Below are 24,377 nucleotides of genomic sequence, written 5' to 3' on the forward strand. Positions count from 1 at the left end.
GGCGTATTACATAGCCAGAGGTCACCACCATGGACGAAAAGTCCCTCTATGCTCATATCCTCAACCTGTCCGCTCCGTGGCAGGTAAAGTCTCTTTCTCTCGATGAAAATGCCGCTTCTGTTACCGTTACTGTCGAAATCGCTGAAAATACTCAGTTAACCTGTCCGACCTGCGGGAAATCCTGCCCCGTTCACGATCACCGACATCGTAAATGGCGCCACCTCGATACCTGCCAGTTCGCCACAATAGTTGAAGCCAGTGTCCCCCGTGTTATGTGTCCGAAGCATGGATGCCAGACTCTGCCTGTTCCGTGGGCGGGGCCCGGCAGCCGGTATACGCTGCTGTTCGAATCATTCGTGCTTTCATGGCTGAAAATCAGCGCTGTTGATGCAGTCAGGAAACAACTCAAACTGAGCTGGAATGCCGTTGACGGCATTATGACCCGCGCGGGTAAACCAGGTCTTGCACGGATAAAAAAGCCGTTAGCAGCCCGGCATATGAATGTGGACGAGGTCGCTTTTAAAAAAGGTCATCGTTATATAACGGTGATCTCCGATCTTGACGGGCGGGTGCTGGCTTTAACGGATGATCGAGGTAAGGAAAGTCTTGCCAGTTACCTCAGAACCCTGACTGACGGACAGCTACAGGCCATTAAAACGCTCTCAATGGACATGAATGCGGGCTATATAAGAGCCGCGCGCATCCACTTACCGTGTGCAATTGATAAAATCGCCTTTGACCGCTTCCACGTAGCGAAACAGCTGGGTGAAGTGGTGGATAAAACCCGCCAGAATGAACATCCCCGCCTTCCGGTTGAAAGCCGCCGTCAGGCCAGAGGTACCCGCTTCCTGTGGCAGTACAGCGACAAATGGATGACTGAGTCCCGGCAGGAAAAGCTGATGTGGCTGCGGGAGCAGATGCAACAGACAAGCCAGTGCTGGACACTGAAAGAGCTGGCAAAAAATATCTGGGATCGCCCCTGGAGCACAGAACGCAGGAATGACTGGTTGCAGTTGATATCGCTGGCGTCTGAATGTGATGTGCCGATGATGAAAAACGCAGCGAAAACCATTAAAAAACGGTTATACGGGATACTGAATGCAATGCGTCATCGGGTCTCGAATGGTAATGCGGAGGCGCTGAACAGCAAGATCAGACTGCTGAGGATAAAGGCCAGGGGATACCGAAACCGGGAGCGCTTTAAGCTGGGAGTGATGTTCCACTATGGGAAACTGAATATGGCGTTCTGAGTCTTCCCACCATGATCGGGGAAGACCCATATAAATACAGTTAATGAGACGCTAAAGATGAAGTTTATTGCTGCCTCCCTGGAACCCGGGGTCATGACCCTACCCCTTTTTACCGAGCGTTGCGCCGCCGGTTTTCCTTCACCGGCGGCAGATTACACGGAAGCGGAGCTGGACCTGAACGAGTACTGCATCAGGCACAGGGCCTCCACCTATTTTGTCCGGGCTATCGGCAACTCGATGATCGATATTGGCCTGAATTCAGGCGACCTGATGGTCGTCGACAAGGCAGAGACGCCGGTACACGGTGATATTGTCATCGCCGAAATGGAGGGAGAATTTACCGTCAAACGGCTTCTGCTGACGCTCCGTCCGGTACTGCAGCCCATGAACCCGGCCTACCCTGTCCTGCACCCTGACCCGGAGACGCTGCAGATATTTGGCGTGGTGACCGCGTTTGTTCATAAAACACGGGACACGGACTGATGTTCACCCTGGCCGACGTCAATTCGTTCTATGCCAGCTGCGAGAAGGTGTTTCGCCCGGATTTACGTGGAAAACCAGTCATTTGCCTGCGTAATAACGATGGTTGTGTTATTGCCAGGAGTGCGGAAGCGAAGCGCCTGGGCATAAAAATGGGCACGCCGTGGTTCCAGTTGAAAGATGCGCAGTTTACGGAGAAGCTGCAGGTGTTCTCCAGCAATTATGAGCTCTATGCGATTAAGTGGAATGCAACATTTTCTGTGTAAACTTTGAACAGGATTCCTGATTACAAAGGAGAACACAATGCTCACCACTTTATTCTGTACTCCTGCCAGTTCACAGGCAGAACGATGGTTGGGGTTATTATCCGATCTCGGCAGGTCACCGGCGACAATTCATGCCTACCGCGGCGCACTTACTCACTTCTTTCACTTCTGCTGCCAGCGGGAATTGCCCCCCGAGCAGGCAAGCTTTGAAGATATCGCTGCGTACATTCGACCCCAGTTACCCGGCATGCCTCAGCCTGCAGCCAGTGCAACGCTTCAGCTTCGCCTTTCTGCTATACGTCTGTGGTTTGACTATCTGATTTACATGGGGGTAATTAGCCGGAACCCTTTACCGCGAACAAGCACACCCCACATGCCTTCAGCAGGACGCGGTATGGTCCAGCGAATAACACGACTGCCACAAATTCCGGATGACGACCAGTGGTATCATCTCTTGGGTTATATATCAGACTGTTCATTGCGCGATCGCCTGATGCTAGCGCTGGCGTATCATGGTGCGCTAAGACGCACTGAGGTGACAACAATAACCATAGAGGATATCGATCCTGCCCACAGGCTTATACGGATTCGCGCCGAAAACACTAAAGGTAAACGCGAACGGGTGGTCTGCTACGGCCCGGCGATTACGCCGGTACTGGCAGCATATCTCAGGAACCTGAGGCAAACGGGTATTACTGGTGGAGCACTGTTCCGTTCGTTTTCTGACAGAAATTATGGCTCACCGCTTTCATACTGGAGCTGGAGTAAAACGGTTCGCGAGTGGTCAGACAGGACCAGCATGCCATTTCTGACCACGCACACCTTTCGTCACCTGCGACTGACACATCTTGCCCGGGCGGGATGGAAGCTGCATGAGATAGCAACCTATGCTGGTCATCGTGATCTACGCACCACGCAGATATATATCCATCTTTCAGGCACTGATCTTGCGGCCAGAATGGCGATGACTGTTGCGGAGACTGACCGGAAAATCGCAGCTATCATGTTTGGCCCGGAGAGAGAGAATGACAGGCAAGCGTGATAAAGGTTTCATATACGCGCATTTTTGCCGTGCAGATTATGACCTGCACGCTGGCTTTAGTCCTGAGCAGAAAGAAGCGCTAAGTACAAGCCATAAACGCTCCCGTAACTATGGCAGGTCCGGTTCCCTCTCTTCCCTGATCACCCCCCTGCTGGATATCGCCAACACCAGTGGCACCGGCTGTAGACTTACCCGCACTGTAATTATGGCGATGCTGACTGAAATGCAAAATGTAGGGCAACCTTGCTGGAACTGGCGGAAAGACCAGTGGATCTCCCTGTTTGATAAATATCGTCGCGGTAAACCACTTATGATGGCATTTGCATATCATCTCGGTCCATTCACGTCGCCGCTTCAGATCCCTCATGAAAACACTCTGTCGCTTTACGCCAGTGCCATCTACGGCAACGCGATTTTCCGGGACCAGCTGAACCGGCTCTCGGAAGCACTGATATCACTGGGCTATTCCCCTCAGCACCTGCGGCATGCCGTTTCCTCCCCCCTGGGTCTGCTGATGCTACTCAATGATAATCCCAGGCTTGAAGAGATGACCACAGAGCTTCTCTGGCAAGCTCAGCAGTACCACGATAAGCGCGTATCAAGACACGTAGGGAAAATTTCTCATGGGCTTGCCGCACTTGGCATTATTGCAAAGCCGGTACGAATGCGTAACTACACCGAATGGCATGAGAAGCCGGTCGAAAATATCAGCCCTGAATGGGTCGCATGGTGCAGACGCTGGCGTGAGACATCTGTGCTTCGTTCCAGAACCCGTGAAAACCAGTACAGCTTTATTCTTCGCTGCGGCCTCTGGCTGGCAAAGGAGCATCCCGAGGTGAAGGTCCCGACAGACTGGTCTATTGAGACATGTGCCAGTTTTATCGCTGCTGTGGGGCGAATGAAAGTGGATGAGCTGTCTCTGGGGACTGAACATGGACTGCGGAAGTCCAAACGCTCCGGAGAGCCAATGATGCCACATTCACGTGCACATTTTATCTATTCGCTGCGACGATTTATGAGCGATTTCGAACTCTGGGGCTGGGGACGCCTTAATTTCAGCCCCGCCCGTCACCTTTTCACGCCGGATACCCCACTTTTTCGCCGTGGTGTAAATCCGAGAGTGATAGATGATCCCGTTTGGCTCAAACTCATCTGGGCCAGTCTGAACCTGCGCCACGAAGACCTGCTCAGTGAAATTCACTATCCCCTTTCCATGCTTCAGGCAATGGCTGTTATCTGGACCCATGCAGGTTTACGACAGAATGAACTCCTGCGCCTGACTACGGAATGCGTCACGCCTCAGTCAGAAGACATTATCAGGGAGGATGGTAGTGTCGTTCCTGCCGGAACACTATGTTATCTAAACGTCCCGGCAGGAAAGACATCGAAAGCATTTGTTAAACCCGTCTCTGTCATTGTAAAAAAATATGTAGACATATGGTTGAACATCCGCCCCGTGGATCAGGCAAAACTGAATGATGATCGCACCGGAGAAAAAGTCCGTTATCTCTTCCAGTATCGCGGCAAGCCGGCAGGCAGCGATGTGATTAACCGGACGGTCATACCAGTCCTCTGCGCCAGAGCGGGGCTGCCGGTTGAAGGCAGCGGAGGCGCCATAACCAGCCACCGTGGACGGGCTTCAGCCCTGAATGCGCTTGCCAGCGTACCACAGGGCATGTCGCTGTATGAACTGATGCAGTGGTCAAGTCATTCATCACCACAGTCAGCCCTGCATTACATTCGCATCCGCCCTACACAGCTGGCAGCGTCATTTGTGAAGGCCGACGGATAGCCCATATGATAAGCGTACTGGTCGATCACGATCCGGAAGCGGTCTCGCCCACTTGTCCGGCGACCTATTATGACCTTGGTGAGTCCTTCGGCATGAATCCATTCTGGAGCAGTTGCCCGCACAGAATGGCCTGCATTGGTTGCGATTTTAATCTGCTGAAAGACAGTGCGCGCGGACTGATGCTGGAGAGTAAAACATCTATCAGGCGTTATCTCGAAGAGGTCCCGCTCACGCCTGATGAGAAAGCCATTGTAGAGCAGGATATTAAAAAAGTAGAACAGGCTCTTGCAAAATTAACCGGTAAATCCGGAGGATAAAATGAACCAATATGAGCAAAAAACGAAGATTGCGCACATCAGAGCATATTAACCAATAGGTTGCAGATCAAATCGCCTGTAACAGCCTTTCTGGCTGTTTGTATATAATTATGAAAAAATGGTGAGTAGAGTTTCAGGGTAACAGGGGATGCTTATGTCGGTTTTCCACAACTGGCTACTTGAGATCGCATGTGAGAATTACTTCGTCTACATCAAACGCCTTTCCGCCAACGATACCGGCGCAACAGGTGGTCACCAGGTAGGGCTTTATATCCCTTCAGGTATCGTTGAAAAACTGTTTCCGTCTATCAACCATACCCGTGAACTGAACCCTTCGGTTTTTCTCACCGCACATGTGTCATCGCATGATTGCCCAGACAGCGAAGCCCGGGCAATTTATTATAACAGCCGTCATTTTGGTAAAACCCGGAATGAAAAAAGGATTACCCGCTGGGGTAGAGGCAGCCCACTTCAGGATCCAGAAAATACAGGGGCTCTGACGCTCTTGGCTTTCAAGCTTGATGAGCAAGGGGGGGACTGTAAGGAAGTAAATATTTGGGTATGCGCCAGCACTGATGAAGAGGACGTCATTGAGACCGCTATTGGTGAAGTTATACCCGGAGCGCTTATATCCGGCCCCGCAGGACAGATTCTTGGCGGACTATCTCTACAGCAAGCGCCAGTAAATCATAAATATATTCTACCTGAAGACTGGCACCTGCGCTTTCCGTCGGGAAGTGAAATTATTCAGTATGCAGCCAGCCATTATGTGAAAAACTCCCTTGATCCGGATGAGCAACTTCTTGACCGCCGGCGCGTGGAGTACGACATATTTCTGTTGGTTGAGGAACTGCATGTTCTGGATATCATCCGGAAAGGATTTGGCTCTGTGGATGAATTTATTGCGCTGGCCAATTCTGTCAGCAATCGCCGTAAATCCAGAGCCGGGAAGTCGCTGGAACTGCACCTGGAGCATCTATTCATTGAGCACGGCCTGCGACACTTTGCGACGCAGGCCGTCACAGAAGGTAATAAAAAGCCCGATTTCCTTTTCCCTTCCGCAGGGGCTTACCACGATACTGAGTTTCCCGTAGAAAATCTGCGCATGCTGGCAGTCAAGACTACCTGTAAGGATCGCTGGCGTCAGATACTGAATGAGGCCGATAAAATTCATCAGATGCATCTGTTTACACTCCAGGAGGGAGTTTCTCTGGCTCAATATCGGGAGATGCGGGAGTCGGGTGTCAGACTGGTCGTGCCATCATCTCTGCACAAAAAATACCCGGAGGCGGTGAGAGCTGAGCTAATGACGCTAGGCGCGTTTATTGCTGAGCTGACAGGGCTTTACGCAGATATTCCATAGATAATCTCCCGGCATAAATACCGGGAGGAGCGTTCAGATTCGTTCAACCTTGCACGAATCGGCATAAACCGCTTTCAGGATATAAGGTTCAAGCAGTTTGGCTACGGCTTCAAACACGGGCACCACTACGGAGTTACCGAACTGCCTGTACGACTGAGTGTCTGACACAGGAATGCGAAAAGGCCTGCCATCTACTTTTTCAAAACCCATAAGGCGCGCGCACTCTCGTGGAGTCAGCCTGCGGGGCCGATGCGCCTGATTTTCTTCGTTCGCGAAGTCTGTTTCACCTGTGGCCATATCCCAGCCACGGTCTATCAGAATTTCAGACCCGTCTTTGTGATAGCGAGCAGAAAGCGTACGGGCAATGCTTTCTTTATTTTCAGGATTAACGAGGCCAAAACCGAATCCGTTACCCTTAGCTGCGTGCTTTTTGGCGTAGTTATAGAGATACTCCCAGAGTTTCGGCGTCAGTATATATTTGCTGTCAACCACGGGTTCCAGCAGTTCGCCAAATGACGGACGCTGTTCCGGATAAAAACGACTAATATCGCGCAGGGTAAAGCCCTGGTGAATATTCAGATCACGACGGAAACCGACCAAAACGATACGTTCTCGGTGCTGAGGTAAAAAGTGCTTTCCGTCGATAACTTTAGGATCGTTTTTGCCCATCTCAGCTGCATCCGCAACTTCATAGCCCAGTTCGTCGAGGGTATCCATGATGACTTTAAAGGTTTTACCCTTGTCATGGCTCTTCAGGTTTTTAACGTTTTCAAGAACAAAGATGGCAGGTTTTTTTGCGCGGATAATACGCGCCACATCGAAGAAAAGCGTTCCCTGGGCCTCACATTCGAAACCATGCGCGCGCCCGAGCGAGTTTTTCTTGCTTACACCCGCAAGGCTGAACGGTTGACAGGGGAAACCTGCCAGAAGTACATCATGATCCGGCACATGCTCATTAATGTAAGCATAGGCATCGTTTTCAGGTATTTCAGGTTTATCACTGAGCGTGACTTCCCGAATATCGAGATTGAAAGTGTGTTCCTGAGCATCGTTAAACCAGTTAGCTTTATATGTGCGCACAGCCTCTTTATTCCATTCACTGGTAAAAACGCACTGGCCACCGATGGTTTCGAAGCCCTTCCGTATACCTCCAATGCCAGCAAACAGGTCAATAAACCGGAAGGCATAGTCAGGGTGATGAGCAGGCGCTTCCGGAAGCATTTTTCGTAGAAGTTCCTCTTCGGCTAACGTCAGCGACTTAGGTGAGCACTTACCATTAATCCAGCGATTAAGAGTCTCGCGACTCCACTCATTTTTACCAACTTTTCTAAGCAGTTCAGCCACGTACTTCTGGTCATAGATTTCCAGCACCTGCCCGAGCAGCTTTTTATCATTTTCCTGTCGCAGTTGTTCTTCCGCCTCTGCTTTCTCAAGCAGATCCTGCGCCAGTAATTCAAATTCAGACATATTGCCTCCATTGGGGTCTTATGGGTGAAACTGTATCACTCATTTGACCCAGAGGAAATGTTTTTATCTGGATATTTAAACAGGGTTATTGTTAACGAAAATCAGCTTTTTGTCATTACAGGGCCAGAAAGATACTATCTGGCGGCATAAAAAGCGCCATGTCTCGCATGTCCCAACTTTAGAGGCTTCTGTTTCTCGCCAAAAAGGCCTGCTTATCAGCAGGCTCAATTGAATTGGAGATCCAGGTAGGTGAGTATTACTACTCACCTTCACTGCTAAGAAGAGTTACATCTAGACCATACGCTCAGGCCGTTTCCAGTTCAGCATCATCGTTCGACGCCCCGATATTAAGGAGCAGCCTGTCACATTCAACAATAACGTATTCCGGGATAAGATCGAATCGTGTGGGGTCTAGTTGGCAGATAAACTCGTTTTCAATATGATAGGTTTCATTCACAAACTTGCGAATGACACGGTTATCGGCCTCAGGTTCCAGTAGTCGGAACACCTGAAGTTTTTCATAGCCATTCGTGCAGCTTCGATATAACGACAGAATTTTGTCAGGATCATTCAGCAAGCTCAGCATATGGGGGTAATCAAAACCAAAAATATTTTTAGTGATTAAACTGCATCCATTAAGGAAGCTCTCCGGGTCCATCATCGGGTACCCTGTTCCTTCAATCAGAGGTAGGCGTGTGTCGATTGGTTCCTCTCGGCGGTGAAATAAGTTAGAAAGTACCTGATAAACATCACCTCGATTGTCCATGATTTCATAATGCCTGCGAAGATAAATGAGCTTGATCAGGTCATCACAGTCGGATTCGAGAACCACTTTGCAGATTTGGGAAAACGTCAGAATATCGCTTTCGCGGATAGGTAATTCAGTTATCGTGCCAGTGCTATAACGTAAATAGGATGCAGTAACCTGGTTACTAAACAACTTCTTCACCGACTTCAGAGTATCGATGATTGGCTCAACGTCATGTGTAAGCATCAGTACCGTCTGGTTTTTCAAACACTCAGATGAGTCACGGCGGAACAACATTTCCAGGATGGCAAATTTTTTGTTTTTATCAAACGAAGAGATAGGATCATCGAGAATAATCAGGTTAGGCTTACGAGCCAGGCATTCGTACATAAAAAGAACGATCGAAAAGGCATTACGCTCGCCGTAGCTCAAATGTTGGCTACCTCCACTGAGATAGTCGATATAGTCGACATGGCGAAGCTTAAGACGGCACTGTTCTCCATCGCCAGATATATCTACCTGATAGCGGTAACCCGCATATGCCAGAAAAGTGTTGATATCCTTCTTGTGTTTCTGAATGAGCCGCTGCATGCCAGCGCGCTGCTTGTTGATTTGCCCCTGCAGCAAACCAGCCTGGGAAATGAGGCTATCTAACGAGGCGTTCAGTCTCCCAATTGTTGCAAGAGTTTTATCAGATTGCAGCTCGGAAAAATACTTCACATCCAAACGAAAAGAGGCTAAAGAGGCACGAATATTTCCGGCGTCGTTAAAAGTAAAACTGTTCAGGGTTTTTAATGTTAAGAGCATGGCCAGAAGATTTTCTGTCTGCTGCTTTACGGTAACAAGATAGTCTTCATGCTTCTTCTCCAATCCTCCCTGTAACGTCGTTATTTCCCTCAGACGGGAGCGTGCGGCTTCGGAAAAATACTCGCCTAATTTATCAAGTACTGTGATGATACCAACCAGATTTTTGATCACTGCTTTGTCATATTCAGCGCTTACTTTGCTAATTTGTTCTGCTTTTTCGTGAGAATCACCTGTGCAGAAAGGACAGCATCCCTCAGAGAGTGAGCAGAAATTTTCATACCCTTTGGTCTGCCACTCGATCCACTCTACATTACGATGACTCTGAATAAATGGCTGATAAGGCTCTAGCCCGGAGGGAATATGCTGAAGCTTGTTACCCCCTGCCAACCCCTTCATCCCCGTAGAGGCTTTAGATAAGCCCTTGCTTGTCAGCTTGAACCCACCACTAAGCTCCTGAAGATGTGTAATAAATAGCTCAAGCTCATCATTACCACTGAATTCCTGCCGGATTGCCATTACCATCGAGTCGATCTCTCGCTCCGTTTGGTTGTAGGCTTCTGTTTTGATAAAGATGTCAAAGCTGTTACTAATCAGTTCATCAGGCTGAAATGTGAACTGAGATACGTACTTTTCATCAAAGCACATTACATCCTGAATTTGCTCTGTACCCGTTACACTAGGCTGAAAATCGTCGGGATTCACTGCTCGAAACTTAAAAGGTAGCAGACTGTTAAGACCAGCGGCATCACGAGAAACACTGTGCAAAATGGCACGTGATATGGTGCTTTTACCCGTGCCATTTGGAGCGAACTTAATGTTAAGTTTATTTTCAGAGAGTGTAATGCAAGCGTTATCTATGTTATTGCAGTATTTGATTTCAACATCCATTGAATAATCCTTCTAACATGCTGAGCTGGAGAAGACTGCATCTTTTTATTAAACCCATAACGGTGGTCTTTTCATTTTACCATCGCATCAGGGAAGCCAAACAGATAGCTGACTACCTGCCTTGGAGGATTAATATACGAAATTATTAGTTGTGAATCTTGATATGTGGTAACAATTTCGGACGTATGCTTTTAGTTCATAGTAATCTTTTAAAGCATGCATTATTTATATTGATTTTCTATTCCACATAAATGCGAGTCTCAGTAATCGCGTGGTTGCGCTGCTGGAAGAGTTATCTCCCCGTGTCGAACAATACTCCATCGATGAGTGTTTCCTCGATGCCCGGGGCATTGGCTACTGTATGGACCTGGAAGAATTTGGCAGGCAGCTGCGCGGGCACGTCCTGAGTGGAACTGGGCTAACAATCGGAGTCGGCTTCGGCGCGACAAAGACACTGGCGAAATCGGCACAGTGGGCATCGAAAGAATGGCCACAATTCCGCGGCGTGCTGGCGCTGTCGCCGGATAATCCTCGCCGGACGGCAAAATTACTCAGCCTGCACTGCAGCAGGTGGAGGAGATCTGGGGCGTAGGAAACCGGATAGCTAAGAAACTGCAGGTGATGGGGATCACAACTGCCCTGCAGCTGTCGCTGACTAACCCGACGTTTATCCGGAAGAACTTTAACGTGGTACTCGAGCGAACTGTCCGGGAGCTGAACGGAGAGAGCTGTATTTCGCTGGAGGAAGCACCGCCGCCCAAACAGCAGATTGTCTGCAGCCGCAGCTTCGGGCAGCGGATCACCACCTATGATGAGCTCCGTCAGGCCATATGCCAGTATGCTGAGCTGGCAGCTGAAAAACTGCGCGGTGAGCGCCAGTACTGCCGGCACATTTCCGCCTTCGTTAAAACCTCGCCGTTCGCCGTCAAAGAGCCGTACTACGGGAATATCTCGACGGAAAAACTGAGTACGCCAACACGAGACACCCGGGACATTATCGCCGCTGCGGTTAAAGCGCTGGACAGGATCTGGGTCCAGGCCATCGCTACGCAAAAGCCGGCGTCATGTTGAACGATTTCAGTCCAAACGGAGTCTCTCAGCTGAACCTGTTCGATGAGATACAGCCGCGGCCGCACAGTGATGAGCTGATGAAGGTCCTTGACGGCATTAATCACTCAGGGCTTGGTAAGATCTGGTTTGCCGGCAGAGGTATTGCTCCTGAGTGGCAGATGAAGCGGGAGATGCTGTCGCCGGCATATACAACACGCTGGAAAGAGTTACCGGTCGCCAGGTTTTAACCTGCGGCTCAGCCCAGCCCTGGTTTGCATGTCCACCATAATGGGTACGATCACCAGTACCCTCGCCCTCCGGTTTTTTTGCGCAGCCACCGTCTAAAAGACTTGTTAACTGGTCATGTGAGGACTATATTTGAGACCTGTTAATAAGTCTTAAAGGTGCACTATGCCCAACATGATTCTGAGTGACACAAGCGCTAGCATCAGCGAACTTAAAAAAAACCCGATGGCGACGGTCAGTGCCGGCGACGGCTTCCCGGTTGCTATTCTGAACCGTAACCAGCCCGCTTTTTACTGTATCCCGGCAGAGCTTTACGAGAAGATGCTCGATGCCCTAGATGACCAGGAACTGGCAAAGCTGGTTCAAGAACGCAGTAACCAGCAGCTGCTTGACGTGGACCTGGACACTTATCTATGACTTATACGGTCAAATTCAGGGAAGATGCGCTGAAAGAGTGGCAAAAGCTGGATAAGGCCATTCAGCAGCAGTTTGCGAAGAAACTGAAGAAGTGCTGTGACGAACCACATATCCCCTCTGCAAAGCTGAGAGGAATAAAAGACTGTTATAAAATTAAACTTCGTGCATCAGGTTTTCGCCTGGTGTATCAGGTGATAGATGATCAATTAATTATCGCGGTTGTTGCTGTTGGAAAGCGTGAACGCAGTGACGTGTACAATCTGGCCAGCGAAAGGGTGAGATAACGCATAATGAATGACAAAAAAAGTGAACAAAACATACATGTAAAACATGCAAATCATGAAAAAATATTCATTGATGAGCTATGGATAGCTCATGCTGCTTTCTCTGAAAAGAAAAAGAACCCATCGTTTAAAAAACCGGGGAACACTGCTTTGATAATCAAGCCAGACGAATTCAAGGAATAGGCATGGAAATTCTGATAACTCTGGCCATCCTCTCCGTACCGGTGATCTACGTTTTATGGAATAAATATTTTAGAATATCCCCTCTCTCCTACTTCGGCATCGAAAACGTTCAGCGTGTTGCCAAATGGGAAAGTCCTGAATGGCGCGAGCAGGTTTTTTCTAGAGGCGGTATGACAAGCCGCGAGTGGATAAAAATCAATACCCGTCAGCTGGAGGCGATTAAAGCCGAGTTGCAACGCAGAAAAAAATAAATATTCACCATCAGATAAAAATATAAATGAAGAAGGAACAACAGGATGTTGATTTTGTTAATAATAGTTATGTACTTTGCCGTCTTTATCTATGAGGCATATTCATTAACTCTTCTTTGGTCATGGTTTGTCGTACCTTTCTGAATAACTGATATAACATTTCCGTGGGCAATAGGGCTATGTTGTCTGGCATCATTCTTTAAAGGTGTGCCACCTTTAAAGAATGATGAAAATAGCTGGGCTTCTGCTGCTAAAGACATAGCATTAGTTACCATTATTTTGGTTATAGGTGCTATTGCGCACAAATTTATGTAACTCCCTGACAGAACGATCATTCCGTCCAGTTCAGCTGGCTTCGAGGGAGTCTGGCCTGGTAACGTGTAGACCTCCCGTTTCCAGGTCCGTAGCCACCTGCAAAACTGTAAGCGAATCTCAGTGAGTGCGGTTATATGATTGACCAGCAAACTTGGAATGTCAGGTGCTGTCCATTGCTTAAATTTTCTCAGCAACAGCTACCGCCAGTCACAAAATTGGTGGCAAACCCTTGCCAGTTACATAATCCTCGCCCCCCTGGACGTTCAGGGTTGTTCTCTCTTGGCCCACAAAAAAGCCGCCCAGGGGCGGCTATAAACATTTCTGTTTTACCAGTTGGTACTGGCTGAGCGTCTTTTAACGGAAACTCTTGATAAGTTGCGCAATTGCCGCAACTAGGTTGATTATAGCAATAGCATGTTCAATCATCCCGCACCTCCATCTCTGTGGTGCGTGGGTTACTGAAGCAGTCCCCGTCCCTATGTTACGCCCATCTGGTTATGCTCTTCGTCGCTAAGAGGAAGTTCACCACGCCACCGCCGAGGCTGTCCGGCACCACCCGCTGACAGAGGGCTCGCATCCCGATTACCTGCTTGCCGGTACCGGAACACTGGTTGGTACTACAGTTGGTACAACAAATTCATAAAATTGATAGGAGAATTAAATGAATAGATCTAACTTAAAAGGTCTATCTGGCAGCACTAATGCTTAGCTTCGTTCATCTTAGCGACGAAATTATAAGGAGAAATCTTAAACCTGCCAATATGTTTGATCGATTATTTGCATTGTATTATAGTGAAGTTGCTAAGAGGAAGTTCACCACCCTGCCGAAGCTGACCACCAAACAGTATCGACAGATTGCAAAACCCCGGCCTACCAACCGGGGTTTTGTGCTTTCTAACCTTCATCAACCATCCCTCACCTCCATTTTCCATCTTCATCGGCCAACCTGGACATTCGGTACACCACCGCACTCGCTGGATTACGGGTATTGATCTCCGTTCTGGAAGCTGTTGTTGCAAATCACGCTCTGATGACATCAGCACCATGAACCACTGCCGAGCTGGAATAAACGAACTCTTTTGACACCTCAATACATTTGCTGTTATATCCACTGAGTAATTCGTCATCATCAATGTAAATTGAAATTAATTTTTCTCCTTGTAGACATTTTTTGTATACTTCAAAAAAATCATCAGTAAATGGTACACCCATAAGATCCGCTACCTTCTTAGCATTACATCTACTGTATTCACTTTCCAATAAAGTATGTCCCAATACAATAAAGCAACTCCTAGATATATTAAAAGCATATGTCATATCATCATTTACTACAGATCCCACATCAGGAATTAAAGGTGACTTTCGTGTTTCTTCAGGATAAAATGCAATAATCACCGCTGTATGTAATTCTTTTGCTTTAAAAAACTCATCCATCATACCATCTAAAGTAGGGTTCATCATATTGTCATCAAAATAAACGAACAAAAGAATTAGTTTAATCCAGCTATCAAATTCACTTGAAGTTACTCCATATGTCCTACAAACATAATCACGATGAGTTTTTTTATTTTTAATGAGGGCATTTAAAATTAATTGATAATCCCCACCAGTCCCATGAACAATATAATCTCTAGCAAAATCGAATAATTTTAAAGCCCTTCTTATATTATGAGGGTTTCTGATAAAATTTAAGAATTTAATCTTCTGGAAGAATTTAATATCAGAAATAAACTCACTACCATCAACTTTATATAGTCCTTCTCCAGAATTTTGTATTTTGGTTGCAATATCTGAAAGGAATTTTGAGACCCTATCATTGTATTCTGCTTCAAAGTATCCAAAATATTTCTCCATGTTAAGGCGAGTGTCATCATCAAATACAGCAAGAGAGAAAAGATCGTCCCCGCATGAAAGATATTTTATCAATTTCTTTTCGGGGTATCTTAGTTTTAAAAAACCTTCATTAATCAACTTAAACCTATATACTTTCATTCGGTCATTTTTGGCTTTAGGGTTTATACTATTCCATCTAAATTCCACTTGAGATATATAGTGTTGATTTGAAGTCTTATTAATTAAATCTGTCATAGAAAATCTCGCTAACAAATTGAACAATTAGATAATTCTGCTCAGTGTTGGATAACAGTCTGATGTCTTAATGGTTGATTAACCGCTCTTGATTACTAACCCAGCCAGGAATAAATCCCATCTTCTCAAAGATAACACAGCCAGGTCTCATACTCATAATCTCATATATTCGTTGCTTAACGCCATCAGACCACAAACCTGGTCATATAGATAATTCAGAACGTCAAGACGACTGTACAAAATCTACGGATTGGCCATATGTACAGTCATACCCTTCCCTGTCCCTTTTAACCGGAAAACTCCGACCGGACGAAGCACGCAGCCGTGACAGCTAGTTTTTACTGAGGATGCGGAGATTAAAGAATTGAGTCACTTACCCTGCGAAATTTTGCAGATTTCACAGAGTGCGTTCGATATCACATCAGATTTTTCATCTTAGCCCGAGCAGCTTTCAGGCATGCCTGTTCCACGTCATCCCCAGTGGGCTTGATCCTGATTCCCTTCCAATGCCGCCAGTACGTCTTTTAAATCAGCAACAGAAGGCTTCCAGCCTGTAATCTGCGCGATCTGACTAATGACCTCATCTGTATTCAGCTTTCTGGTGAACAATGCTGTTAAGATCGCAGGAATTCTCTCATTGAGTTGATGCATAATCAGGCCGGTTATCAAAGCTTGTCGATATAACTCCCCCCGGTTTTTCCGGGGGATAGTTTCGATTTCAGCCAGAGCAAGACGATCGGCAGAATCCTCCGGGTGAAGGTACAGTGAACGTTTTTTCCTTTCTTCGCCGTCGTGCATCGATTACTCCTCCGCTTTGAAGCGTGCAATAGCCTGGACCAGCGCTGTCTGAGGTTCGTCCATAAGAACAACCTTTTCGCCAATGTAGTTCCATGCCTTACGAACAGCATCGGCAATGAGTGCTGCACCGCCACCGACAATATATACGCGGTTTACGTTTCGATACTGCAGCAAATCATCAACAACCAGCTCGCCCAGCTTATGTATCGCTGTATCAATGGTATCCAGTACCAGATTTTGTTTAGCAACCTCATTTACAACCTGCCCCACAACATCCAGGTTCTGCCTGTTTTTGATCAGCTCGTCAGCAATCATTGGACTGGTATCACTGCTCGCCATCTTCAGTGCAGTGAGCGTGGCTTTCGTGACCATTGATACACCAATATCAGGATTACCATGTACTGCCGAAACGTCCTCAAACTGGCCAACAATAACCCCGACGTCCAGGGTCGTACAGTTAGTCATTTGAGTGAAAAATAAATCTTAGTAAGCTGCTGGTAGATATGTAGAGGCTATCAGTGCCTTAGGAGCTATTCTTCTAGATAATTTGGTTGGCAATAATGTCCGCTCATGGCTGTGAGTTCAACTGATGGACGCAACACACTTATTGAACCGTTCTGCGGGTGATTCATAGTCTAGCGTTTTTCTGAGCCTTTCGTTGAGCTGTCAGGTAACACAGCTAAGTCTTTGCTGGCGGTGAGAAGCAGAGATCGTAACGCGATTGTAGCGATTAAAGGTCCAGACCGCACGTGTAAAGCAAAGCCTGCGTCCTCTACATCGTCGCTTTAACAGCAGTCCGGTCATATGGCAGGCCGTTAGATATCTCGTTCTGAGCATTACCGACGATCAGGTTTGTCACTCGCCACAGAAATACCAATATACATACCGATACCCCACATAAGCTGTGAAAGCACAAATATACACTGAGATATATCAACAATCAGCAAAGGAAGAAGAGCAACCGTCACGATCAATATCAGGCGGCTACCGAATTTCCGGCGCACAGGCTCAGCGGCGTCAACCGGGACTCCTGTATATCGCAGAACATGCCTTAAACTCGCGTTCATAACCACTCTGCTCAAAACAAATACTCTGTACTTCAGTATATTACATTTTGCTAGATAACGGTTCTCCTGACATGACAAGATCCTTATGGATTTTAGTGACAGTATCAACGGTGCTCTTTTGTCATGTGTAGGATTTCTGTGTTGTTGTAGCTTATGAGCGAAAGCAGAAGTCCAGGTTGACAGCCCCAGCCAGTGCCCATGGTGAAATCTGATATATCTCACCAGTCAAAGGTGATTCATGCCAGTAAAAAACACTGAACGCACGTAGACACCCCAAATGTAAGCTGACATCTCTTTATTTCTGACTTATAATTTTTAGAAGGTGATGGCGTTCCACCTTTCCCAACCGCCCCGTCCGGGGCTGATGACGCCTGATATGACTCTTGATTTTCAGGAGGTATGTCAGGTCGTCCCTAAATCCTATCGACCTGTCTGCTTCCCTTAACGGGGATATTCTTTTGATTAATGTATTTGGTCACCTTAATCCTGACAGCGACGCTGTCTGCACCGCTACCGTGACGGCGGGCTGGCTCAACCAGTGTAACCGTCCTGCCCGAGCCTGGCGGCCTGGTGAAGTGAACCCTGAGACACACTATATTTTTGAAGCTGCCACGCTAACCCTACCGCCCTTGCTTGATATCTCACTGAAAGATGAACCTGTATGGCTGGTCGATTTTACCGAACCGGCTCAGGGGCCTGCTGACCTTTTTCAGAGCAATATCATCGGAATTATCGATCATCACCGGCTGGGCGGTCTGATCACCCAATTGCCGCCAGAGGTCTGGATAAAACCGGTAGGCAGCAGCGCGACAGTACTCTGGCTACTGATGGATACAGAAATGCGCCGTACTATGCCCCCGGCCCACGCTATCCTGCTTCTTGGCGCGTTGCTCAGCGACACCGTTAATCTGTGCTCTCCCACCACAACACAAGACGATATCCGTTCCGCCACTGAACTCTGTGTCCTTTCAGGGGTAAAACGAACGGCTTTTGTCCGAGGGCTCCTGACAGCTAAAACCGATATCACCGGAATGTCTGCAGAGCAGCTTCTGCATAAAGACCTTAAAGCCTTTTCGCTCGCCGGTATGAATGTACATATAGCGCAACTGGAGGTCAGTTCACCTGACCAGGTCACTCCTCTGCTGGATGAACTGCAAAGCGCGATGGTGCAGTTGGCAGTCATGACGGAAGCCGGGCTTATCGTGCTGATGGTCACTGATATTCATACATGCTGTTCTTCACTCTATTTTGCCGGGCCGGAGGGTATCAGCGCAGCTCCATGTTTCGTAACGGGTATGGTAAGCCGGAAGAAACAGCTTCTGCCCTGGCTCGAACACCATTTCAGTCAAAGCCGGAGATAGCCATGAAAATCTACACACATGCACTTGTTCTTGTTCAGGGGAAAGAGGATGGCGTCCCTCTTCTCGCACTGGCGACAACACTGTCCAGTATGCTGCAAATGAAAATCACCATTGCTCATATCTGTAACGACTACCGGGAGATGAACTACATATCGGACAGTCTGATGAACGATGCCGTATCGAAGGAGGTTGTCCTGGCGAAGGCGCTGCTCAGCGAGCTGACATCGTCTGTAGCTGAGCAGGTTGATGCGAGAGAACTGGTCACCATGCGGCGATTCGAAGATGTACAAAAATGTATCACCGATATCGGCGCGGACCTGGTGATAGCTGGCCACCAGAACCGTTTCATGGGAGCACTGACGTCCCGTTCGGCTGAATACGTTAACCACCTGAACGTAGACGTTCTGATTAAACACATTCACGACTGAGCTACAGGAGAACTGTATGAATTTTCTACTTGAAAAAGTCACCGCCCGCGAAATTCTTGACTCCCGCGGTAATCCCACTGTTGAGGTTGATGCTTTTACTTCTGACGGACAGATGGCGCGTGCGTCGGTACCGTCCGGTGCCAGTACTGGCTCAAGAGAGGCAACGGAGCGCCGCGATGGGGATACAGGGCGCTTCGGCGGGAAAGGGGTCCGTGATGCCGTTAAGGCAGTGGAGACAGAAATCTGCGACGCTGTCAGGGGAACCGATGTGCGGAAGCAGCGGCGCCTGGATAATCTGATGCGGGAACTGGACGGCACGGAGACTAAAAGCCGGCTCGGTGCTAATGCTATTCTGGGTGTTTCGCTGGCGGTGGCCAGACTGGCTTCTCAGGTCACCCGTCAGCCACTTTACCGCTATCTCGGCGGACTCAATGCCAGTCTTTTGCCGGTTCCGTGCATGAATATTATTAATGGCGGAGTTCATGCCCGTGGTCAGGGAGCCGATTTTCAGGAATTTATGATAGCGCCGCACGGTGCATCATCGCTGACAGAGGCCATTCGTCAGGGCAGTGAGGTCTATCAGGCTTTGCGCCAGATCCTTCTGTCCCGGAACCTCTCCGCTGCGGTGGGTGATGAAGGGGGATTTGCCCCGGCCGTCTCTTCGAACCGGGATCCTCTGGAATTCATTGTTCAGGCCATTGAGAAAGCCGGCTACCGTCCAGGGGAAGATATCAGCATCTGTATGGACCCCGCATCCAGCGAATTTTACCGCGACGGGAAATATCATCTTCGTACCGAAAACAGCGCCCTGAGCTCAGAAGAGATGACGGATTATTATGGTGAACTGATGAGCCAGTTCCCGATTGTCCTGCTTGAAGACGGGCTTGCCGAGGATGACTGGACCGGGTGGAAATATCTGCATAATACACTTGGCGGACGAGTGGAGCTGGTCGGTGACGACCTTTTCGTCACGAATGTGAAGTATATTCAACGAGGTATTGAAGAAAACCTTGCCAGTGCAGCGCTTATCAAACTCAATCAGATTGGTACGCTGAGCGAGACATTTGACGCGGTTTCACTGTGTCATGAAAACGGATGGGGTGCCTTTATTTCGCACCGCAGCGGTGAAACCATAGATACATTTATCGCTGATATGACAGTGGCGTTGCGTGCAGGGCATCTGAAAACCGGCGCACCTTGTCGTGGCGAACGCATTGAAAAATACAATCAGCTTATGCGCATTGAGCAGGAACTGGGTAGCGACGCGCGTTATGCCGGTATTAAGGCATTTGTTCGCCGTGGATGATCGAAATCATCACGGCATCTGAGGTGCGTATGCCGGCTGAATCCGGCATACATCCTGCTTCAGAATTTATATTCACCTAGTATGGGGAGATTCTCGTTGAGTCAGTTATTGGCAATTATGATTGGTGGCGCCACTGGTTGTGTCATCCGCTGGTTTTTGGGGATTAAGCTCAACAGTTTTTACCCCTCACTTCCGCCAGGGACGCTTATGGTTAACCTACTGGGGGCTTTTATCATCGGTGCCGCAATGGCATATTTTATGCGCCACCCCCAACTTGATCCTGCATGGAAACTGCTCATCGTCACTGGGTTGTGTGGCGGGCTGACCACCTTTTCAACATTCTCTGTGGAAGTCTTCTCATTACTGCAGACGGGAAATTATTTATCGGCGCTTACATCTGTATTGGTTCACGTCGTGGGATCGCTGCTTATGACAGCGGCGGGATTTTATCTGATAATGTCACTCATATGAATGTTACAGCACAACCATAGTCGGATATAACACGACTGGCAGGCTTTATGTACGCTGATCAATGCCCGCTTCTGGAATAGTGCGGGTATTATTATTTTGATTCACATTGAGAATCGGAACTTAGGTTTGACAATGATTGAACAACTAAAGTAGGGAGTTAGACTGACATATATTACAGGAGTACCATTGTCCACCGATGTTCTCTTATCCTCAAAAGCCGGCGATGCTGGCTTCATATCCTAGTGCTGCCAGACGTACATCTGCCATTAATTAAATATCTGCCAATCCATAATATGTAGAAATTCTGATTCTCTCTCTGTCCACGACTCACTAGCCATACAATGTAATTTGAGATATTCAGGAACACGATCAACCAATCGATTCAGCACACATCTTTCATGTTCAAGGTCTGTCTCAGAAATGACTCAATGATTAATAGATGTGCTCAGCATTTATTTCCTCCAAAACAACAGGATGTGTGAGTACGAAGGTCTTGGGTATTGCTCCGGTACTGACGGTAAAGGTGGGACCGTGGTCCCAGGCAGCATTCCGGTGCTGACCGGGAAGTTGGGACCGTGGTCCCAGGCAGCATTCCAGCGCTGACCGGGAAGTTGGGACCGTGGTCCCAAGCAGCATTCCGGCGCTGACCGGGAAGTTGGGACCATGGTCCCAGACAGCAGTCCGGTACTGACGGTAAAGGTGGGACCGTGGTCCCAGGCTGACAGGATGAAGGCCAGTTCTGATTTACTGGCCTGAGAAAAAAACTAAAGAGATGGGGTAAAATACAGGAAACAGGCAGAAGGATAAGGCGTGTCCATCTCAGGATTTAGGCTTTTCAAGCGCCTTGAGAATAGCTTCGATCTTCTCAATGCATTCGGCAGGAAGCCGAGACCTGTCAAGGTTCAGGACCACTTTATCGCCTCTGTATAATGCTGTTGCCCCCGGAGCAAACTGATGACGTGAGCTCAGATTCACTCTTGATGCAGGAGACTTTTTCAGTACCGATGTTAAAAGACTTATGACCTCTTCTGCTTCAAAGATTACACCCGCTCTCTTCTGATCGTGGAGAGTTGCGGCCTGCTGCTTCAGTAATTCTTCTTTATCTGCAAAAGCTTTCTGAAGGGCTTCACCTGAACGGGCAGACAGTTCACCAGGATGAGAGAAAAGGGCGACAACGGATTTCGGGAGTCTGGCCGTATTGATACAGCGAGTAATTATCTTACGAGAGATGTTTTCCGCATCGGCAAGTGCAGAAATATTTCCGGCAAACTCATTCTGGAGACGGTTTGCATAACGCTGACCACGCTCATAAGCACTAGTAGGGCGATAATCGTTGCCCAGTCTGGACAATGCCGACATCTGCTCATCGTCAAGTTCACCGACCAAAATACGATAATCACTTTCTGTCAGGATAGCGGCCTTGCGTCGACGGCTGCCATCTGCAATTTCAATGATATCGGAAACCCGACGGCCAAAAGCCGGAGTCTGCTGACCGGTCAGTAAAAATGAAGGAATGAGATCATCCAGGGCATCTTCGGTCAGTAGTTCCTGATCGCGCTCGTTACCTGACCATACCCGGGAAGCGGTTTCTACAATATCTCCCCGGAGCACCTCCAGGGTAAACTTCACTTCCCGACCACACACCGGTAACGTAATTGCATTGCCACGAGCCATAGCCCCTACACGTGCAATTAACGAATCCACCATCGGTGCAGCTGGCGCTGACGTGTCTTCAGCTGCCTGAGTATTTGCTGTATGTCTTGGAATGACAGGTGCACGCTTCATTATCTAATCTCCCAGCGTGGTTTAATCAGACGATCAAATATTTCATTACACACAGGTTCCCAGATTGAAAGAGCGTTTCGCCATGCGCCGGTCGAAGAACGTTGATCAATAGCCTGTTCGAAAACGGTTCTCATACGGATCTGGCCTTTACCAACTTCATCGGTTTCACGTACCACATTTTTCAGAACCATGCTTCCCCATGCATCGCGAATTTGTTCTTCCATCCACGGTGACTGCGAACCATTGTTATTACTGTATTTGGTAAGCAGAATACGGACATCCGGCTCAAAGCCTTTAAGATCCACATTCCTGAGCAGATCACGAAGCATATCGAAAAACTGCAGTGCAGAAGTGTAATCGAACAGCTCTGCCGGGGTGGGAACAATCAGCACATCAGCAGCGCATACGACATTAATCGTGCCAATACCGAGGTTCGGTGCGCTGTCGATAACAATCACGTCATAGTCATGAGCAACTGTTTCAATGGCAAGGCGGAGCATCAGGTGCGGGTCAGTGGGGAGTTTTCCTTCATCAAATTTGCCCATTAGCTCAGTTTCAATGCGATGCAGTGCCAGGCAGGACGGAATGATATCAAGGCCAGGCCAGCAGGTGGGTTTTATCGCATAACTGGCGTCATCCTTTTCACCAAGATAAAAGGGCAGGAGAGTATCTTCCGCGTGTATATGAAGATCGGGCACCCATCCGTGATACATCGAAGCTGTGCCCTGAGGATCATTACCCTCGACAAGCAGAACGCGTAACCCTTTCAGGGCCAGGTCCTGAGCCAGGTGAACAGAAACGGAGGTTTTGTAAACCCCCCCTTTATGAGCGGCAACCCCGATCACTGGTGGGAAAGCATCTTCGGCACGCCGCAGTCGAGTACCGAACACATCCCGCATATGATTGATTTGTTCGATGGTATAACCAACACGTTGTTCAACTCTGCCACGGGTTTCCATATCCGGGTGGGGCAACCGGCCGGCTTTCTCTGCATCCCTGATTGCCTGAGAAGAAACGCCAACCAGATCCGCCGCTTCACCTATTCTCCAGCGGCGCGTGATCTTCCTAGCTTCCGGACTGTCGTCATTAAACTGCGCAATGGCAATAGCCTTCGTCATTTCATGTCCAGCAGTAATGCACTGGTTAAGTGTGTCCATCAGTCCCATTCTGAGCATCCTTTAATCATCGCTTTGCATTATTTTATTAAATCTTGGAATTTTTTGCAAAGCAACAATAAAATCGCAAAGTCATCTGAAAATTGCAAAGCTGACGGTAATGAAGGCAATAAACCTGAGAAGAGGGAGTAAATCACATACCGCAGTCAATTTTTCTCACTGCCGCTCGCCGCAGTAAGCGATCTCACGTAGTGAGAACGCGGCGAGGAAGCGGAAAGGTACAGAAGCTGCATAAAGCACTAACGCTATGATGCCAGCTACTTCTCTGGCTCAGTCTCTCTTTATGAAATTGACTGTGATATGTAAAAAATTGACTATGGTATGAAACTGAAAGCCGGAGACAGGTTAACAACAAAAGAAGATCCTACGTATCGCAGTCAATATTTAGTGTTTAATCAGGGAGCTTTACTCATGTGGTACTCAGAAAATCTTTGTAGGACCCTGAATGTGGTATGGAAGGATATGGTCGGGGATAAGCGTTATTCATTGCTTCGATCCAGTAATTGATCCCAAAGAGATCATATTGAGATCCTAAAGAGATCCCCGGATCGCTGCAGCAGGCGCTGTGGCTGGCCTGAACGTCATACTGGATCGACTGTAGAATGTAAAATGTTGACTGCTGTATGCAAAATCTAATACTGTGATATGCAACGGTATTTACTGAGGTATGTATATCCGTTGACTGCGATACGTATAACGACATTCTTTTGTGGATAACCGTTGAGGATCAAG

The 24,377-nt window shown here is 48.0% G+C and carries 21 protein-coding genes, 3 pseudogenes and 1 riboswitch; of the genes and pseudogenes, 16 read left to right on the forward strand and 8 right to left on the reverse strand.

From position 1 onward, the window contains the following. Positions 1 to 29 precede the first annotated feature (29 nt). From K7H21_RS28755 to K7H21_RS28780, 7 genes and pseudogenes are all read left to right on the forward strand, one after another. A complete protein-coding gene (locus tag K7H21_RS28755) occupies positions 30 to 1,250 on the forward strand; it encodes an ISL3 family transposase (protein WP_223035963.1) in 1,221 nt (406 codons plus the stop codon). 57 nt (positions 1,251 to 1,307) lie between these two features. Next, complete coding sequence (gene umuD, locus K7H21_RS28760; protein WP_223035964.1) at positions 1,308 to 1,733, forward strand: translesion error-prone DNA polymerase V autoproteolytic subunit; 426 nt, start codon at positions 1,308 to 1,310, stop codon at positions 1,731 to 1,733. After that, positions 1,733 to 1,966: pseudogene (locus K7H21_RS28765) on the forward strand (Y-family DNA polymerase); the annotation flags it as partial. The gene umuD and the pseudogene K7H21_RS28765, both read left to right, overlap by 1 nt. 67 nt (positions 1,967 to 2,033) lie before the next feature. Then, entirely contained in the window at positions 2,034 to 3,038 is a 1,005-nt protein-coding gene (locus K7H21_RS28770; RefSeq protein WP_223035965.1) for a tyrosine-type recombinase/integrase, read from the forward strand. After that, positions 3,022 to 4,830 carry a site-specific integrase gene (locus K7H21_RS29180; RefSeq protein WP_228751086.1) on the forward strand — a complete coding sequence of 603 codons (1,809 nt, stop codon included), beginning with the start codon at positions 3,022 to 3,024 and terminating at the stop codon, positions 4,828 to 4,830. Before K7H21_RS28770 ends, K7H21_RS29180 begins: the two co-directional genes overlap by 17 nt. Before the next feature lie 5 nt (positions 4,831 to 4,835). Then, positions 4,836 to 5,147, forward strand: coding sequence for a site-specific recombinase (locus K7H21_RS29485; protein WP_228751087.1), 312 nt, complete (start codon positions 4,836 to 4,838; stop codon positions 5,145 to 5,147). A gap of 154 nt (positions 5,148 to 5,301) precedes the next feature. Then, a complete protein-coding gene (locus K7H21_RS28780; RefSeq protein WP_420799058.1) occupies positions 5,302 to 6,510 on the forward strand; it encodes a type II restriction endonuclease in 1,209 nt (402 codons plus the stop codon). Between the two features lie 33 nt (positions 6,511 to 6,543). Here K7H21_RS28780 and K7H21_RS28785 read toward each other — a convergent pair whose 3' ends face one another. Both K7H21_RS28785 and K7H21_RS28790 read right to left on the reverse strand, forming a co-directional pair. Further along, positions 6,544 to 7,977, reverse strand: a complete 1,434-nt coding sequence (locus tag K7H21_RS28785; protein ID WP_228751088.1) for a DNA cytosine methyltransferase — start codon at positions 7,975 to 7,977, stop codon at positions 6,544 to 6,546. Between the two features lie 304 nt (positions 7,978 to 8,281). Then, positions 8,282 to 10,420, reverse strand: a complete 2,139-nt coding sequence (locus tag K7H21_RS28790; protein WP_223035967.1) for an AAA family ATPase — start codon at positions 10,418 to 10,420, stop codon at positions 8,282 to 8,284. 253 nt (positions 10,421 to 10,673) lie between these two features. Between K7H21_RS28790 and umuC the strand changes: the two are divergent. The 5 genes and pseudogenes from umuC to K7H21_RS28820 form a co-directional block, all read left to right on the forward strand. After that, positions 10,674 to 11,718 (forward strand): annotated as a pseudogene (umuC, locus tag K7H21_RS28800) (translesion error-prone DNA polymerase V subunit UmuC); the annotation flags it as partial. A gap of 163 nt (positions 11,719 to 11,881) precedes the next feature. Beyond that, complete coding sequence (locus tag K7H21_RS28805; RefSeq protein ID WP_223035968.1) at positions 11,882 to 12,133, forward strand: type II toxin-antitoxin system Phd/YefM family antitoxin; 252 nt, start codon at positions 11,882 to 11,884, stop codon at positions 12,131 to 12,133. After that, on the forward strand, positions 12,130 to 12,417 hold the full coding sequence (locus K7H21_RS28810) for a type II toxin-antitoxin system RelE family toxin (RefSeq protein ID WP_223035969.1): 288 nt from the start codon (positions 12,130 to 12,132) through the stop codon (positions 12,415 to 12,417). The genes K7H21_RS28805 and K7H21_RS28810 overlap by 4 nt, the downstream gene beginning before the upstream one ends. A gap of 6 nt (positions 12,418 to 12,423) precedes the next feature. Next, positions 12,424 to 12,600, forward strand: a complete 177-nt coding sequence (locus tag K7H21_RS28815; RefSeq protein ID WP_223035970.1) for a hypothetical protein — start codon at positions 12,424 to 12,426, stop codon at positions 12,598 to 12,600. A 2-nt stretch (positions 12,601 to 12,602) separates the two neighbouring features. Continuing rightward, positions 12,603 to 12,851: a hypothetical protein gene (locus tag K7H21_RS28820; RefSeq protein WP_223035971.1), complete on the forward strand. Its 249-nt coding sequence runs from the start codon at positions 12,603 to 12,605 to the stop codon at positions 12,849 to 12,851. A gap of 1,335 nt (positions 12,852 to 14,186) precedes the next feature. Here the strand turns inward: K7H21_RS28820 and K7H21_RS28825 are convergent. The 4 genes and pseudogenes from K7H21_RS28825 to K7H21_RS28840 form a co-directional block, all read right to left on the reverse strand. Then, positions 14,187 to 15,254, reverse strand: a complete 1,068-nt coding sequence (locus K7H21_RS28825) for a hypothetical protein (protein ID WP_223035972.1) — start codon at positions 15,252 to 15,254, stop codon at positions 14,187 to 14,189. A 471-nt stretch (positions 15,255 to 15,725) separates the two neighbouring features. Then, positions 15,726 to 16,052 carry a plasmid partitioning/stability family protein gene (locus K7H21_RS28830; RefSeq protein ID WP_228751089.1) on the reverse strand — a complete coding sequence of 109 codons (327 nt, stop codon included), beginning with the start codon at positions 16,050 to 16,052 and terminating at the stop codon, positions 15,726 to 15,728. A gap of 3 nt (positions 16,053 to 16,055) precedes the next feature. Further along, a pseudogene (locus K7H21_RS28835) lies at positions 16,056 to 16,505 on the reverse strand (plasmid segregation protein ParM domain-containing protein); the annotation flags it as partial. A gap of 383 nt (positions 16,506 to 16,888) precedes the next feature. Continuing rightward, positions 16,889 to 17,119 (reverse strand): hypothetical protein, encoded by a 231-nt coding sequence (locus tag K7H21_RS28840; RefSeq protein WP_223035973.1) that lies wholly within the window; start codon positions 17,117 to 17,119, stop codon positions 16,889 to 16,891. Between the two features lie 312 nt (positions 17,120 to 17,431). Beyond that, a riboswitch (Fluoride riboswitch) is annotated at positions 17,432 to 17,500 on the forward strand. A gap of 77 nt (positions 17,501 to 17,577) precedes the next feature. On the opposite strand from K7H21_RS28840, the gene K7H21_RS28845 reads away from it, so the two are divergent. The 4 genes from K7H21_RS28845 to crcB all read left to right on the forward strand — a co-directional run bounded on the left by K7H21_RS28845 (position 17,578) and on the right by crcB (position 20,685). Next, positions 17,578 to 18,480, forward strand: coding sequence for a DHHA2 domain-containing protein (locus K7H21_RS28845; RefSeq protein ID WP_223035974.1), 903 nt, complete (start codon positions 17,578 to 17,580; stop codon positions 18,478 to 18,480). 2 nt (positions 18,481 to 18,482) lie between these two features. Then, a complete protein-coding gene (locus K7H21_RS28850; RefSeq protein ID WP_049141628.1) occupies positions 18,483 to 18,908 on the forward strand; it encodes an adenine nucleotide alpha hydrolase family protein in 426 nt (141 codons plus the stop codon). A 16-nt stretch (positions 18,909 to 18,924) separates the two neighbouring features. Next, positions 18,925 to 20,214 carry a phosphopyruvate hydratase gene (gene eno, locus K7H21_RS28855; protein WP_223035975.1) on the forward strand — a complete coding sequence of 430 codons (1,290 nt, stop codon included), beginning with the start codon at positions 18,925 to 18,927 and terminating at the stop codon, positions 20,212 to 20,214. Positions 20,215 to 20,310: 96 nt separating this feature from the next. After that, positions 20,311 to 20,685, forward strand: a complete 375-nt coding sequence (gene crcB, locus K7H21_RS28860; protein ID WP_148676960.1) for a fluoride efflux transporter CrcB — start codon at positions 20,311 to 20,313, stop codon at positions 20,683 to 20,685. Positions 20,686 to 21,504: 819 nt separating this feature from the next. Here crcB and K7H21_RS28865 read toward each other — a convergent pair. Both K7H21_RS28865 and sopA read right to left on the reverse strand, forming a co-directional pair. Beyond that, on the reverse strand, positions 21,505 to 22,470 hold the full coding sequence (locus tag K7H21_RS28865) for a ParB/RepB/Spo0J family plasmid partition protein (protein WP_223035977.1): 966 nt from the start codon (positions 22,468 to 22,470) through the stop codon (positions 21,505 to 21,507). Then, positions 22,470 to 23,636, reverse strand: coding sequence for a plasmid-partitioning protein SopA (gene sopA, locus K7H21_RS28870; protein ID WP_000523815.1), 1,167 nt, complete (start codon positions 23,634 to 23,636; stop codon positions 22,470 to 22,472). Before sopA ends, K7H21_RS28865 begins: the two co-directional genes overlap by 1 nt. Between the last annotated feature and the right edge of the window lie 741 nt (positions 23,637 to 24,377).

This window comes from Klebsiella sp. CTHL.F3a, from assembly GCF_019890895.1.
Lineage (GTDB): Bacteria > Pseudomonadota > Gammaproteobacteria > Enterobacterales > Enterobacteriaceae > Klebsiella > Klebsiella grimontii.